Here is a 14,429-nt window from a genome sequence, read left to right on the forward strand (position 1 = left end):
GGGGGACGTGACTTCGACTGCTTCTAATAAGGAATCCACTCAGCTGACCGCCGAAACCGATGTTGACATGCTGACTATTCAGCGCGTGCTGTTTGCTCCGCCCGCAGACTGGGTGGAGCCGGATTTGTACTACCGAGTCGAAGGCGTTGGCGCCTACGACAGCTCGGTGCAGGCCACCCGTAACTCGATCACGCTCGGTCGCCACACCGTAGTGCGCACTGACACCTACTTCGGTCGCTTCAGAGCCTCTTACTGGCAGCGCTGGACCTCAATTAAGCAGGTCGAAATCCGCGCGCGCGTGGTCGGTTCCGCGCGTGTGCTGGCCTACACCGAGGATATTGGGGGCCACCTCCGCTTGGAGGACTCCTGGGCAGCGGGCGGCTCGGATGCCGACGGCAACTGGACCGGTGAACACTCGCCGATGTCGGGTTCTGCCAATGAAGAGGTGCGCCTGACCGTCCCGCTGGACCGCTTCGCCGATGGCGGTGCCATTCACCTGCGCTTCGACACCGAGGACGCAGGCGCAAAGATTTCCGATGTCCGCTATGTTGTGCCCAAGTCGGCTATCAAGCGTGATATTCCGACTGACCTGGTCATTTGTTCTTACAACCGACCGGTTGACTGTGCTCGAACCGTCGCCACGCTGGCTGAGGACCTGCCAGCCCTTGAGCGCGTTCGCACCATCCGTGTCGTTGACCAGGGCGAACAGCACCCAGCCGACGAAGCTGACTTCATCTGGGCCAAGGAGATCCTCGGCGAGCGCCTGAACGTCGTCCACCAGCCGAACCTCGGCGGCGCCGGCGGTTTCTCCCGCGGCATGCGCGATGCCACCGCTGCGGGCGACTGCATGGTGCTGCTTACCGACGACGACATCCGGCCCGAACCCGAAACCACCCTGCGCCTATCCGCTCTGGCCGTGTGCGCGGAAAAGCCGATGCTGCTCGGCGCGCAGATGCTCTTCCTGTTCAACCCGACCAGTCTCTTCCGCACCGGCGAGACCTACAACTGGAAGGCGCTGACCGTCGAGGAGAACGACCCCAAGTTCGGTTACGCCGACGTGGACGTGCGCAAGTACCACCAGCTGCGTCGCCTGGGTGTTGACTACAACGCCTGGTGGACCTGCCTGGTGCCGTCCGAGGTCATTAAAAAGATTGGCCTGGCGCTGCCGCTGTTCTTCCAGTACGACGACATCGACTACGGTTTCCGTGCTGCCAAGGCCGGTTACCCGACCGACACCATTCCGGGCGCAGCCGTCTGGCACGCCGATTTCTATTGGAAGGACATCGAAAACGCCGCCCAGTACTTCGGCCTGCGCAACTCCCTCATCGCCGCCACCATGCACGGCGACGTCACCGCGAAGGACATGGTCAACGTCGCTTCACGACGAATCCTCTCGAACCTGGTCTCTATGCGCTACGGCCTGGCCTGGACGCAGATGGAAGCTGTTCGTGACCTGCTGCGTGGCCCGGAGGTGCTGAAGAACGCATCGCAGGGCGACTTCGCACGCATTTCTGCTGGTCGAAAGAACTTCCCGGAGACCGAGCTGCTGCCGATGCACGAGATGCCGGGTGGTCTGACTCCGGTTCGCCCACCGTCACACGAAATCTCCAGCGAAAACAAGACGATGGCAAAGCGGCTTGCGTACACCCAGATGGGCAAGAAGCGCCCGGGTCCGGTGGCTGTGGCCTTCGAGGACGCCTTCTGGTGGCACATTTCCACCTTCGACGATGTCTGGGTCACCGATGCTTCCCAGAACGGTGTGCGTCACCTGGTCCGCGACCTGGATAAGGAAAAGTCCATGCGTGCCGAGACCATCAGCCTCATGCGCGAACTGTCCTCCAAGTGGGACGACCTGGCGAAGCAGTGGCGTGCTGCCGTGCCATCTTTGACCAGCGAAGACAACTGGGAAAAGTTCTTCCAAGGCGAGTAGCTTTACGGTCATGACTATGCCTTCGCCCACGTCTAACCCAGGTGACAAGACGCGCAAACAGCTCATCGCCATATTGGTGTTGTTGGTCCTAATTGTCCTGGGGTTGGCGCTGTTCCTTTCCCTCCAGGTCTCCAGGGATCGAAATAGTGGTGCGGGGGTTGCCGAGGGCAGTGTGTCGTCGTCAAGCGAAAGCAATGCCGTGGCTGCTGATGACAACGGTGCTGGCGGCAGTGTTGGGGACGATGGTGGCCCGAATCCGACGTCGGGGCAGCAGGCCTCGGGGTCTGGGTCTGATTCGGGGTCTCATTCGCGAGCGTCCGGGACTTCGGACTCGGATTCTTCGGCGACAACGTCTGGAGCCAATTCGCTCACGGGAACCGTGAAAGTGTTTCAGACCAGAGCGGAGGTTCTTGCCTATGAGCAGCGACAGGACCCAAATCCTGGTGCGCAGGATAAAGGCCCCTATGCCATCTTGGTTTTGGATCAACCGACCGAGGTAACGGCGAAGCTATCTGGGCAAGGCGGGCCGGATACGCGCGAGATTAAGACAGCCGTGATTAATCCCGCTCTGCACAACGATGGTGAGCGCACAACAATTACCTTCGCCGATGACGAATACTACTGGCCATCTGACCCGGGAGTTCCTTCTGGAATCGTCCTCGAGAATGCGCCGCGGAATTAGCCTGAATTAGCTTCTACGCAGTTATCCACAGTCGCCAAATTGTCCACAGATAAGGGCAATTCGGCGGCTTTTCTGCTGCCAATTTTCACGGAGTCGGCCATAAATGAAGGCACTAATTCCAATGTGTGAATGCCTGTAGCCGACCTCGGGGAGTGTGTCCAAACCAATGCCTACCTGGACTTACGATTCCGATGGCCTTATTCAGGCCGCTGCGCAGAAGCAAATCAAGCATCCTTGTGAATATGTCAGTGCCAAGTCAGAGCTGGATAATCTGCACGGGCACGTCGAAAGCACAAATATTCGAGATAAATCCCTGCTCAGGCTGGCGTATGGCACCTACATTGATTGCTCTCGCTGGAATGCTTTGTCAGCATTCGAACGTTTTCAACTGCAGATAAAGGCACTGGTCAAACCGGGCTCCGGGACAGTTATCACAGGCGAAGCAGCCGCTGCGCTGCATGGCATCCCGTTGCTTGTTCGAAATGCCACAATCGCGCTTGCCAATTCCGGCCTGCGCCGACCCGGCGGCGGATTGCGCCATGTCGGTGGCAAGATTCTCGAACAAGACATCGTTCGCATTGGTGGGCGCTACGTTACCGATGTGCCGAAAACCGTCATCGATATCTGCCGCTCCGCCGAGTCCGAAAACGGGCCAATCATCGTTGACACCGCACTACGGCAGTGGTGTGAGCTCGAAGAATTGCATACGGTCCTCACAAATTACCCACGCTCGCCGGGAACCCGTCGTGCCCGTGAGCTACTCGGAACTGCCAGTGAACACAGCGAAACCATCGGTGAGTCAATCACAAAGAAATGCATAATCGACTCAGGAATTGCCACGCTTTACGACGAAAAATGCGTGCTCATGCAGCAAGTCGAGTTCTATGACAGTGAAGGATTCATTGGGCGCGTCGATTTCTATGTGCCTCATCTGAATTTGATCATTGAGTTCGATGGGCTGACTAAGTATTCCGGTGGTGGGGTAGCGGCTACGGAGACTGTACTTCTGGAGGAGCAAGCTCGTGAGAAGCGTCTGAGGAACCTCCACTTAGATGTACTCCGCTTCCAATGGTCACAGGTCATTAATGGGGACTGCGTGGAGGTCTTGCGACAGTTCGCTATTCGGCAGAGGCAGCGCATTCAGGCAGGTGGGTTGGTATTTTCGTCCGAAGTTGGGCGTTTTCGTCAAGCCACTGTCCCGTATAAAGATCGGCAGCTCCGTGAGTCCAGAATCCAGCAGCGTAAGCAGCGTTTGCAGCTTCTGGAAAATGCACCGACCTCTCGCGACTCCAGCTAGGTTCAGTTGCTGACCTGTCGCAATTGTGCTGACCGGACTTGGAACGATTTCGAGCGGGCTGGCTCGGATTTCCAGCGACTTATAGCCAGTTTCACTTCACTCATCGACGGTTTTCAAGACTCATCGACGCTTTTTGGCCGTCGTGCTCACTTATGGCCAACTTCCCGCCACTTGTCGATGACATTTCAGGACTTATGGCCACGCTGTTGTCCTGGCCCGCGCACTTATCGTAGGACTATTCACTTATGCGCAGGCTGTAGCGCATCGATGAGTGAATACCTCATCGATATGTCAGTGGAGTAGAAGGGAACCAGGGGTTAGGTAACGCTTTTGCGAGCTGAGCACTCGAAATGCGGACTAGATGACCCGGGCGAGGTCAAATATGCAGGCCAGCGCAACCTCGGCCCCACCAGCCCCAGCGCCGCAACGCCAGCCAGCCCCCCAGCCAGCCCCCCAGCAAGCAGCCCCAGCGCCCTCCCCAGCGCCCCAGCCCGAACTACTTCGACTTCGGATCGAAGCGCTCGAAGTTCTCTGCGCGCCCCTGCTTTAAAAGCTTGAACCAGCGGTAGAAGCCGCGGACATCGCGACGCTGGACCAGGAAGAACCAGCCGAAGCGCAGGAACTCCTGTGGCATGAGCTTGCGCATGCCGGGCTGGCTCATCAGGTAGCCGCGGTTGCGGTAGGTGAAGTAGCGCTTGAAGTCATTGGTCGGGTACTGCGTGTGCATCTTGCCGCCGAGAATGGGCACAAATTCACCCGAGCCGGAGGGGTGCAGGTAGGCCGTCGTCAAGCATGTGCCGAACCGGAGGCCGGAGCGGACCAGGCGGCGGTGGAATTCGACCTCGTCGCCGCGGATGAATAGGCGGTAGTCGGGAACGCCGAGCTGTTCCAGCGAGCGGGCGCTAAACAGCGCGCCGTTGAACAGGGATGCGATGCCGGGCAGGAGGTCGTGGTTGCCGTCGATGGTCTCGAGGTCGCTAGGCAGTTCGAGCCCGGTCGCAGCCTTCTGATCTGCGAAGTTGGTGAACCACTTCGTGCCCTCGGAGTCGCGTACTTCCGGGAGTTTGGGGTTGATGCCGCTTTCGAAAAGCTCTTCGCGATGACGGCGCCACACCAGCCCGCGGCGCAGGGGGAATGCCAGCTTGTTCGGGGCCTTAATGTCGCAGACCACCGGCGAGACAGCGTCGAGCTGGTGACGTCGCGCGCAGCTGTGCAGCGCCTTCAGCACGTAGGAGTCCTCCGGGCGCCCGTCATCATCGGCGCACCAAATCCACTCCGCGCCCAGCGACAGCGCAGTCAGCATGCCCAGTGCGAAACCACCAGCGCCGCCCAGGTTCGTCTTGGAGCCGAGGTAGTGAATTTCCGGCGCCGATCCGCTTTCCGACGACTGCTGCGCCGCCACCTGCTCAGCGAGCTCCTTGACCTTCGGGTCGTTGCCGTTGTCGACGATGATGAGCCATTTCGGCATGTGGGTCTGGCTGGCAACGATGGGAAGCGATTGACGCAGGTCCTCGATGCGGTTGTGAGTCACCACGATTGCGGCCGTTGCTGCCTCATCGTGCTTTGGGTGGTCAGCCGAGTTTTCGCTCACTTCGTTCTCCATCGGGGACGTACCGTTTATTACTGTTTTTATTGCTGTCTATCTTGCCATGTTGCTCCGGGTGAGCAATTCGCCAACCACCCGCTCCGCCCGCAATCTGCTCGCGAGCCGCCCGCTTGGCCACTATGGACCCGCGCCCAGCTCCCCGCGAAGCTGCTACCTGCGCTGCGCGAGCACGTTGCGCACCTGGTCGGCGGCCTCTTTACCTTCGTAGGCTTCGACCACTTCGTCGACAAGCCCTGCCTGTCGAACCGTACCGTGATCAATCCACAGTGCCGTGTCACACAGCTGCGCCAGGAATTCATTCGAGTGCGACGCAAACACCAGCAGACCGGAGCGGTCGACCAATTCGGTCAACTTCGTTCGGGCCTTCGCCATGAATGCGGCGTCGACGGCTCCGATGCCTTCGTCGAGAAGCAGAATCTCCGGCTCAATGGACGTGACCACACCGAGCGCCAGACGCACGCGCATACCGGTGGAGTAAGTGCGCAAGGGCATGTGCAGGTAATCGCCGAGTTCGGTGAATTCTGCGATTTCGTCGAGCTTGGATTTCATCTGCTTGCGCGTCTGCCCCAGGAACAGGCCACGGATGATGATGTTTTCCAGGCCGGAGATCTCCGGGTCCATGCCGACACCGAGGTCGAACACCGGAGCCACACGCCCGCGCACATCGGCGGCACCGCGCGTGGGCTCATAGATTCCCGACAGTAGTCGCAGCAGCGTGGACTTACCCGCTCCGTTGTGGCCTACCAAGCCGACGCGGTCGCCCTCACACAGATGGATGTTGATGTCCTTCAGCGCCTCAATGACCACGACATTGGAGTCATTGCGGCCAATCGCACCACCCGCGGCGCCGAGGAACGCCTTCTTCATCGACCGCGATTTGGCGTCGAAAATGGGGAAGTCAACGCACGCGTTGTAAGTATCAATGCTGACCATGCTTATCCCTTGCTAGTTCTATTCGCTTTACGACGGCCTTTGCGGCCTAAACCCAGTAGCTCACGCGGGAGCGCCACAGGCGCATGGCCCCGAGTGCCAGCAGCAGGCCAACTGCGGTGCAGGCAAGGACGACCCACCAGTGGTAGGTATCCACCGGCTGGCCGGTCAGTGGGGCGCGGATGATTTCCAGGTAGTGGAACAGGGGATTGATCTCTGCGATGCGTGCGCGTTCGGCGACGGCACCGCCCTGTTCCTCCAGTGTCTTGGTGGTCCACACAATCGGAGTCATGTAAAACACCAGCTGAATTAGGGAATCCAGCAGTGGTGCCACGTCGCGGTAGCGCGTAGCGATGATGCCGAAGAACATCGTCACCCACACACCGTTGACCACCAGCAGCGCCATCGCGGGGATGACCAGGAAGAAGTTCCAGCCCAAATCCGGACGGAAGACCAGCACGAGAATCAGCCAGATCACCATGTTGTGGGCCAGGAAAAGCAACTGACGCCACACCAGCCTGTAGACGTGAACACTCAGCGCACTGGGCAACTGTTTGATGAGGCCTTCATTTTCAATGAAGACGGTTGCGCCCTCGCGCACGCAGCCGGAGATGAAGCCCCAGATAATCAGACCAACGGTCACGTGCGGCAGGAAGAACGCCAGGTCCTGCTGGAACAGCAGCGAGTACAGCAGGCCGAGAGCCAGGGCCATTGCGCCGGTGGCAATGGTGATCCACAGCGGGCCAAGCGTGGAGCGACGGTACCGCTGCTTGATGTCCTGCCAGCCCAGTTGCAGCCACAGTTCGCGCTGGCCAAAGCCGGTAGCCAGATCCCGCCAGGCAGCGCCCATGGTACGGGAACGCGACTTGAAAGCCGGTGCCTCACCCGTTGCGTCAACCATTCGCGCAATGTCGCGGCGGAGGGTTTCCTCCGTGCGGAGAGCGGAGCCATTGCGCACAGTATCGGCAGACTGGTCGGCTGCGTCTGCGGATTGGCAATCATTTTCTGCGTTAGTCACGTCTCCAAACTACTAGCAAGGGCGGATTAGATTGAATACCGACAGCGCCGGGCGAGCCATTATTCCACGTCATGACGGCGAACGACGGTCGCGTGGGATGGTTGTCATTGGTGGTTACGTGGTGCTTCTGAGGCTGGTTTCACAACTGGTTATGTGATTGGTTATGTGACTCTGGAAAACTTACATACAATCGCCGCTGTAACTGCTTTATGGTCTGCGGCTGGTGCATATGATTCACGCATCGGGAGTGCTTGCGCATGGCTACAGGCAGGAAAAGTTCAGCCAATTTTAAGCAACTACTAAAAAGGGATAAAGATTATCCTATAGGGGGTTGCTTCGATAGAATTGGCTCCAACTAAGATGTGCAAGCGATACACGGTTCGAGGCATGGACACTCGATTCGTGGGTGATTGCACGGTTAATTCTGAAATAGATATCGCAGCTTGAATTCAAAACCGGGAAAGGGTTTTCATGGCCTTCGATGTGCCTACAACCAGGGGTGCTTACTCGTCGCTTTCCGACGGGTGGACATACCTCAATGCGGGTCAACGCACCCAGGTGCCCGAACGTGTTCAGGCTGCGATGATTTCTGCATTTCGCAATGCGCAGAAGTCCCTTCCAGGTGAGACTGGGGCGGGGGCTCATGGCCAGTCGCGCAGCTCGGGGGTGCCCGCTGCAGCGGAACTAACCGCCAGTGCGCGCCGGGCTTTTGCAGACCTCACTGGCGGTCCGGTCGCCGGTGTGGTGTTGGGTTCTTCGCGTGAGGTGCTCATGGAGCAGTTCACCTCCGCAATGAGTCGACGCTTGACGCTCGGCTCTAACCTGGTGATTTCTCGCATCGGTTCGCAGGTCGTACACGCACCACTACGCCGGGCAGCCAATCTCTACGGGGCTCAAGTCCGCATTGCTGAGGCTGACTTGTCCTCGGGTACGTTGCCCTCCTGGCAGTTCGACGAACTTGTAGACGAGGGCACTCGCCTTGTTGTCGTCCCGGCCGCGGATCCATTCGTTGGCACCATTGCGCCGGTAGCTGACATTTCTCGGCGGGTGCATGAGCACTCCAACGCCTGGGTGTTGGTCGATGTCTCGGATATTGTTGCCTACCGCGACGTGTCGATGAGCAAGCTGGGCGCCGACATCATGCTGGTTGACGCCTCCGTGCTGGGCGGGCCTGAGGTCGCAGCTTTGGTGTTCAAGGATCCCGAGATGTTCGAGCGCATGACGTCGTTAAGCTATGTGCCGAATGCGCGCGGCGTCGAGCGGATTGAGGTTTCCCCGGTGTCGCCGGCACTGCTCGGTGGGGTGTCGGAATCGGTGCTGCACCTGGCATCGCTGGATAGCACGGCGAGGGGGTCGCGTAGGCACCGCATTGAAACGGCGATGCCGCAGGTTTCTCGCTACTTGACGACGTTGTCGGAGCGCCTGATTGCGGCGCTGATGACCCTGCCGCGGGTGTACATCATCGGCATGGATACCGAAGATGATTCTTTCGCGAGTGTGTCGCGAGCACAGCACATTCCGCGCGTTAGCTTCCTCGTCGATGGGGTGTCGGCGAAGGTGGTCGTGGATAGGCTGCTGGATAATGGCCTGGTGACCAGCATTGTTGATGCATACGAATCGCCACTGCTGGAGGCCATGGGCATCGCTGAGGCTGGAGGTGCCGTGAGAGTCGGCCTCCAGCCGTTCAATACACCGCACGACATTGACCAGCTTGTGCGCGCAGTTGCCTCGCTCGGTTAACTAGGCGGTCAGCTAACTAGACGGTCAGCACAATCTTGCCGCTGACCGCGCCACTGTCGAGCAGTTCGTGGGCCTTGGCCGCGTCGCGCATATCCATGACCTCATGAATTTGAGGGGTGACGGTGCCGTCGGCAAGCATTGGCCAGATGGTGTCCTCTGTGGCGTTGACGATGCGAGCCTTGTCAGCTAGATCGCGGTAGCGCAGGCCGGTGGCGGTAATGGAGCCGCGCTTGCTCAGCAGGCGGCCGATGTTGAGCTCGCCCTTTACGCCGCCCTGCATGCCGATGATGACCAGGTGGCCGTCCTTCGCCAGGGCCTTGACGTTTCGGTCGAGGTACTTTGCGCCCATGATGTCCAGAATGACATTGGCACCGCCCTCAGCTGTGACGATTTCCTCGAAGTCCTCTTCTTTGTAATTGATGAGGATGTCGGCGCCGAGCTCTTTGCACTTAGCCAGCTTCTCCGCCGACCCGGCGGTGACTGCGACGCGAGCGCCCAGCTGCTTGGCCATCTGAATAGCGAAAGTGCCGATGCCACCCGCGCCACCGTGAACCAGTAGTAGATCGCCTTCCTTTAGGCCGGCAATCATCACGACATTCGAGAACACCGTGCAGGCAACCTCGACGATAGATGCGGCCTCGGTGAAGGAGTAGCCATGTGGCAGTGGGAGAATCTGGCCGGCCGGGACTGCGACCTTTTCGGCGTAAGCGCCACCGGAGAGAAGGCAGCAGACCTCGTCGCCGACTTTCCAGCCCTGAGAGTCGCCCTTGACCTCTTCAATGACACCCGCGCACTCCAGGCCGAGGGTGTCGGTCACGCCTTTCGGTGGCGGGTAGTGGCCAGCGGCCTGCAGCAGGTCAGCGCGGTTTACTCCAGCGGCCTTGACCTTGACCAGCACCTGCCCATCCTCGAGAGTCGGTTCCGGAGCATCGGCCCATTCCAGGGCGCGGGGGTTGGAAAGATCAGTCTGAATGATTGCCTTCATAGTCTTCAAAGGTAATGCAAAAACTGGTTATGCACGCGGTATTTCAAGCTCTTTTGCAATTAGCAAAAATAGTTATGTCTGTAGAGGTGGATGCTTGGGGTGTGGTTTGGGATGAGAAGACTAGCGAAAGGTGCTGGCAAGGGGTGTTATGAGGGCGTTTGCTGCCTCACGGCGGTATGCGGTTATGATGTTGTCGTTGGAAGTATGGCAGAGCGGCCGAATGCACTGGTCTTGAAAACCAGCGAGGGTCACACCTCCGGGGGTTCAAATCCCCCTGCTTCCGCAGATGGAAACCCTCGGTAGTTGTTCTACTGGGGGGTTTCTTCATTTGTCTTCAAAATTGGCGTATGTGGTGGGGTCAGCGACGGATAGTCGTACCGTACGTAACCGCGGTATTGCGCGCATTGCTGCATTCTCTCCGGCCGCAGGTATGACATGCGCGGACATGTGCGGGATTCGGCAGTATCGCACATGCTCAGGAACTGGTGGTCAATGACACCATCGCCAAGGGGGCGCCGACGCGATTGCCGACGGTTCGTTGAATACAGGAACTGAAATCCACTTCAACCCGGGGCACTCGGTGGAAAAGCTGCATGACATGGACCCGAAACCGTTGTGGCCTGAAACAATACGGGCAATTTGCCAAAACCGGTAAGCTCGGTCTTGCTGTAATACAAACCCAGCGTCAAACTGGCGGACGGTATTGAGGGAAAAGGTCGAACAATGGCAACGAATCGGAGCAACCACTCGGACGACTCGTTCGGTGAGTGGAGCATAAATCCGGACGCGTCAGATGATCAGCCCTCTGCAGATACGCCGGCAAATGCGTGGAGCGCTGTGGATGGGGCACAGTGGGAGCAGGCTGAGGGGCAAGCGCAGTATCTGCAGCAGTATCAACAGTCCCAGCAGCCTGAACCGTACCGCCCCGCCCCCTATGTCCCTGGCCCGCAAGCTGGGCCGGCTGCTGCACCGAGCAATGACAATAAGGGGCTGACCATCGCGGTTATTGTCCTGGCGCTCGTTGCGGTTTCCCTCCTCGCCGGCGCAATGGCCTTCTTCTACTTCTCCGATTCGAAGGGAGTGAATTCAGCCGGCAGCAACTCATCCCAGTCGGTTCAGTCCGCTAGAACTGAGGATTCCTCCACGTCGTCGACCGCTGAGAAGAAGCGTCGCGCTGAGGGATTCCAGCCGCCATCGAGTTGGCGCCACTGCTCCGGCTCGGGTGATTCGGGTGATTTGAACTTGGTATATGCAGAAAATGTCGGAGGTAACACGACAACCTGCCCGTTTGCCACCAACGTGCGCAATTCCTTCGTTGAGCAGTACCAACTTACGAAGAAGCTCAACGGTACTGTCACCGCTAGCAGCCCAACAACTGGCAAGACTTACACCATGACCTGCCGCGATAACGGTGAGGTTGTCACCTGCACCGGCGGTACGAATGCGACGGTGCACATTGTCTAAACGTCTCCGAGTAGCTCTGGCCGCAACCGCCGTCGTCACGCTCGGTCTTAGCGCCTGCACCATCGGCACCAACTCCGACTCGTCGATGCCCTCGCCGACGCTGTCCAATTCGCTTGACGACGGCCCCGGAGGCGCATCCTCCGGCGGGAAAGTTGTGCCCGGTGAGATGCCTCGCGAAGTTGTCGAGGCCGTGAAGTCCGCGCAAAAGGAATTCGGTGGTTTGGCCGGCGCCGCTCTGGCAACGCCGGATAAAGATTCCGAAGTGGTTTCCACGGGGGATTTCAAAACTGGTCCGGCCTGGTCTACCTCCAAGGTGCCAATCGCAGTGGCTTATGTGCGCCAATTGGGCGTGGACGCGCAGGTGGAATCTGCAATCACGGTTTCCGACAACGACGCGGCTGAGTCCATGTGGTACTCCCTGGGAGATGACGCGACCGCAGGCGAGACCACCAATAAAATCCTTCGAGAGGGCCACGACACCCGCACCGTCATGGGCACTGACCGCATCCGCGCGCAATACACCGTCTTCGGACAGACGCAGTGGGATTTGCGCGACCAAGCCGTTTTCGGCGCCAATTTGCAGTGCATCGAGGAGGGCCCAAAGGTTGCTGACCTCATGGGGCAGATTGCCGACGAGCAGTCCTACGGCCTCGGACGCATCCGCGGTGCCCACTTCAAGGGCGGTTGGGGCCCCGATGATGAAGGCGTCTACCTTGTGCGGCAGTTCGGCTATCTGCCGGGCAAGAAGCCGGGCACCTTCGTTGGTGTCGCTATCGCAGCCCAGCCTGACGACGGCACCTATGAGACCGGCCAGCAGATGCTCGACCGCATCGCAAAGGCGATTGAGCGCAGTGGTGGCGCAACCACTGGCCGCGCCGGCACCTGCTAGCTGAGCGATAGCTGCTAGTGCTCAATTCCTAGCGCAGCCAGCAGCTGCGAGGTCTCTTCCTCGGTAGTGATGGTGATGCGAGCACCTTCGCCGGCAAAGCAGCGGATGAGAATGTTGCGCTGCGCCAAGAAGTCACCGAGATCCGTGGTGGTGGCCACCGAGACGTCGTCAAGCAAAGAGAGATCGGCAATCCGATCCTCACCAATCCAAATGAAGTTGGCCTGCGAGTTCGGCAGCACCGTCTCGCGGCCGGTGGCGGCGTTGATGGCCTCGGTGACAGCGACGCGCTGTGCGCGGACCTCGGCGATGCGGGCGGTGAGCTCTTCCTGTGCGTCTAGCGAGGTGAGCGCGGCGATCTGCGCAAGAGTGTTTACGGAGAAGGGGATAGCGACCTTATTCACGGCCTCCACAAGCTTCTCCGGACCGAACATGTAGCCCACGCGGAGCCCGGCCAGGCCGTAGACCTTGGAGAATGTGCGCAAGCCAACCAGGTTGGGGTAGGTATCCAGCAGCTCATGAGCCAACGGGGTAGCGGCGTGAGTGGCCTCGTCCACCAACTCGATGTAGGCCTCGTCGAGAGCAACCACAACATCGCCCGGAACCTGCGCCATAAATTCCGCGAATGCCTCGCGAGTGACGGTCGTGCCCGTTGGGTTGTTGGGGTTACAGACGAAAACCAGACGTGTGCGGTCGGTGATAGCGGCGGCCATAGCTGAAAGATCATTGCGACCCTGCGCATCCAGCGGCACCGGCACCGGAGTAGCCCCGGCGACGCGAGCGAGAATGGGGTAGGCCTCGAAACTGCGCCACGGGAACACGACCTCATCCCCATCCGCACAGGTGGCCTGCACAAGCTGCAGGCACAGAGCGGAGGAGCCGCAGCCGACCGCGACCTGCTCCATGGGCAGGCGCAGGTGTTCGCCGAGCTTAATGCGCAGGTCAACCGCGCCCATGTCCGGGTAGCGGTTCGGACTGGTAGTTGGGTCAGAGATGGTCTGCGAGATGGCCTCCACCACCGAGGGCAGCGGCGGTTGGGTCATTTCATTGGATGCAATCTTCAGCGCGCCGGGCACAGTCTTGCCCGGAACATAGGCCGGAACCTGTTCGAGGTCGGCACGGGTTTTGGGCTGAACTGAAGATGCATCGTTGGTCATAGGCCTAACTGTAGAACATGGTCCGGATTGGGCAGTACAAAATCCCCGCAAAATCCCAAGGTGTGGTCGCTATTTGTGGTGCCGTATTCGGTGGCTTCGCGGGTGTTTTGCTTTTCAATTCTTGTGTTCTGTAGGATTGGCTGCGGTTATTTGGTCTTGTCAACGCAATGGCGAACAGCTTTGCTGAAGCGGGATCGATGCCAGTGGTTTTGGAGGCGTGCCAGAGCGGCCGAATGGGGCTCCCTGCTAAGGAGTTGCCTGTCTTGCGACGGGCCGGAGGTTCGAATCCTCTCGCCTCCGCCACACGCGCCCGTAGCTCAACGGATAGAGCATCTGACTACGGATCAGAAGGTTAGGGGTTCGAATCCCTTCGGGCGCACCATGTAGACCCGCACCTTGTAGGTGCGGGTCTTTTTGTTTTTATTACCTGGCAGTGCAGCGCGAGCCGAGGCATTGCGGGGCGGGGCAGCGCGATCCTTCACTTGTGGCCAGGGTTCGGTCACTTATCGATGGTTTCTCGTGACCTGTCGATGGTTTTGCGCCACTTATGCGCGCGCTGTGGGTGCTACGTGTGCACTTGTCGATGCGCTGTTCACTTGTGGCCAGGCTATAGCGAATCGATGGGTGAACTATGCATCGATAAGACAACGAACCAGCTCCCTTGCTTCAGCAACGCGCAGCAACAGGCACCAACCCGGACCTGCCGCCCGACTCACCACCTCCCTGAGCCGCCA

Annotated in this window: 11 protein-coding genes and 3 tRNA genes; 9 read left to right on the forward strand and 5 right to left on the reverse strand. The window is 59.3% G+C overall.

The window, feature by feature from the left end:
* Nucleotides 1-7 precede the first annotated feature (7 nt).
* From HMPREF2614_RS02115 to HMPREF2614_RS02125, 3 genes are all read left to right on the forward strand, one after another.
* Nucleotides 8-1,930 carry a glycosyltransferase gene (locus tag HMPREF2614_RS02115; protein ID WP_038627274.1) on the forward strand — a complete coding sequence of 641 codons (1,923 nt, stop codon included), beginning with the start codon at nucleotides 8-10 and terminating at the stop codon, nucleotides 1,928-1,930.
* A gap of 16 nt (nucleotides 1,931-1,946) precedes the next feature.
* Nucleotides 1,947-2,612: a hypothetical protein gene (locus tag HMPREF2614_RS02120; RefSeq protein WP_141737462.1), complete on the forward strand. Its 666-nt coding sequence runs from the start codon at nucleotides 1,947-1,949 to the stop codon at nucleotides 2,610-2,612.
* Nucleotides 2,613-2,778: 166 nt separating this feature from the next.
* Nucleotides 2,779-3,909, forward strand: coding sequence for a PDDEXK family nuclease (locus HMPREF2614_RS02125; RefSeq protein WP_038627277.1), 1,131 nt, complete (start codon nucleotides 2,779-2,781; stop codon nucleotides 3,907-3,909).
* A 496-nt stretch (nucleotides 3,910-4,405) separates the two neighbouring features.
* On the opposite strand, the gene HMPREF2614_RS02130 is transcribed toward HMPREF2614_RS02125, so the two are convergent.
* From HMPREF2614_RS02130 to HMPREF2614_RS02140, 3 genes are all read right to left on the reverse strand, one after another.
* Nucleotides 4,406-5,512 (reverse strand): glycosyltransferase, encoded by a 1,107-nt coding sequence (locus HMPREF2614_RS02130; protein WP_049181268.1) that lies wholly within the window; start codon nucleotides 5,510-5,512, stop codon nucleotides 4,406-4,408.
* A 153-nt stretch (nucleotides 5,513-5,665) separates the two neighbouring features.
* A complete protein-coding gene (locus HMPREF2614_RS02135; RefSeq protein WP_070559997.1) occupies nucleotides 5,666-6,448 on the reverse strand; it encodes a galactan export ABC transporter ATP-binding subunit Wzt/RfbE in 783 nt (260 codons plus the stop codon).
* Between the two features lie 46 nt (nucleotides 6,449-6,494).
* Entirely contained in the window at nucleotides 6,495-7,463 is a 969-nt protein-coding gene (locus tag HMPREF2614_RS02140; RefSeq protein WP_038627281.1) for a galactan export ABC transporter permease subunit Wzm/RfbD, read from the reverse strand.
* A gap of 471 nt (nucleotides 7,464-7,934) precedes the next feature.
* Here HMPREF2614_RS02140 and HMPREF2614_RS02145 point away from each other — a divergent pair, with 471 nt between their 5' ends.
* Nucleotides 7,935-9,203, forward strand: a complete 1,269-nt coding sequence (locus HMPREF2614_RS02145; protein WP_038627283.1) for an aminotransferase class V-fold PLP-dependent enzyme — start codon at nucleotides 7,935-7,937, stop codon at nucleotides 9,201-9,203.
* A gap of 16 nt (nucleotides 9,204-9,219) precedes the next feature.
* On the opposite strand, the gene HMPREF2614_RS02150 is transcribed toward HMPREF2614_RS02145, so the two are convergent.
* Nucleotides 9,220-10,188 (reverse strand): NAD(P)H-quinone oxidoreductase, encoded by a 969-nt coding sequence (locus HMPREF2614_RS02150; protein ID WP_038627285.1) that lies wholly within the window; start codon nucleotides 10,186-10,188, stop codon nucleotides 9,220-9,222.
* A gap of 198 nt (nucleotides 10,189-10,386) precedes the next feature.
* Here HMPREF2614_RS02150 and HMPREF2614_RS02155 point away from each other — a divergent pair.
* From HMPREF2614_RS02155 to HMPREF2614_RS02165, 3 genes are all read left to right on the forward strand, one after another.
* Nucleotides 10,387-10,471, forward strand: a tRNA-Ser gene (locus tag HMPREF2614_RS02155).
* A gap of 440 nt (nucleotides 10,472-10,911) precedes the next feature.
* Nucleotides 10,912-11,652 carry a hypothetical protein gene (locus HMPREF2614_RS02160; protein ID WP_070559999.1) on the forward strand — a complete coding sequence of 247 codons (741 nt, stop codon included), beginning with the start codon at nucleotides 10,912-10,914 and terminating at the stop codon, nucleotides 11,650-11,652.
* The gene (locus HMPREF2614_RS02165) at nucleotides 11,645-12,541 is read left to right on the forward strand and encodes a hypothetical protein (protein WP_038627288.1); all 897 of its coding nucleotides are present in this window, start codon (nucleotides 11,645-11,647) and stop codon (nucleotides 12,539-12,541) included. Before HMPREF2614_RS02160 ends, HMPREF2614_RS02165 begins: the two co-directional genes overlap by 8 nt.
* A gap of 14 nt (nucleotides 12,542-12,555) precedes the next feature.
* Here the strand turns inward: HMPREF2614_RS02165 and HMPREF2614_RS02170 are convergent, their stop codons facing one another.
* A complete protein-coding gene (locus HMPREF2614_RS02170) occupies nucleotides 12,556-13,695 on the reverse strand; it encodes a histidinol-phosphate transaminase (RefSeq protein WP_038627297.1) in 1,140 nt (379 codons plus the stop codon).
* A gap of 211 nt (nucleotides 13,696-13,906) precedes the next feature.
* On the opposite strand from HMPREF2614_RS02170, the gene HMPREF2614_RS02175 reads away from it, so the two are divergent.
* A tRNA-Ser gene (locus tag HMPREF2614_RS02175) sits at nucleotides 13,907-13,998 on the forward strand.
* A 3-nt stretch (nucleotides 13,999-14,001) separates the two neighbouring features.
* A tRNA-Arg gene (locus tag HMPREF2614_RS02180) sits at nucleotides 14,002-14,077 on the forward strand.
* Nucleotides 14,078-14,429 lie beyond the last annotated feature (352 nt).

The organism is Corynebacterium sp. HMSC074C11 (assembly GCF_001809455.1).
In the GTDB taxonomy this organism is placed as follows: Bacteria; Actinomycetota; Actinomycetes; order Mycobacteriales; family Mycobacteriaceae; genus Corynebacterium; species Corynebacterium amycolatum.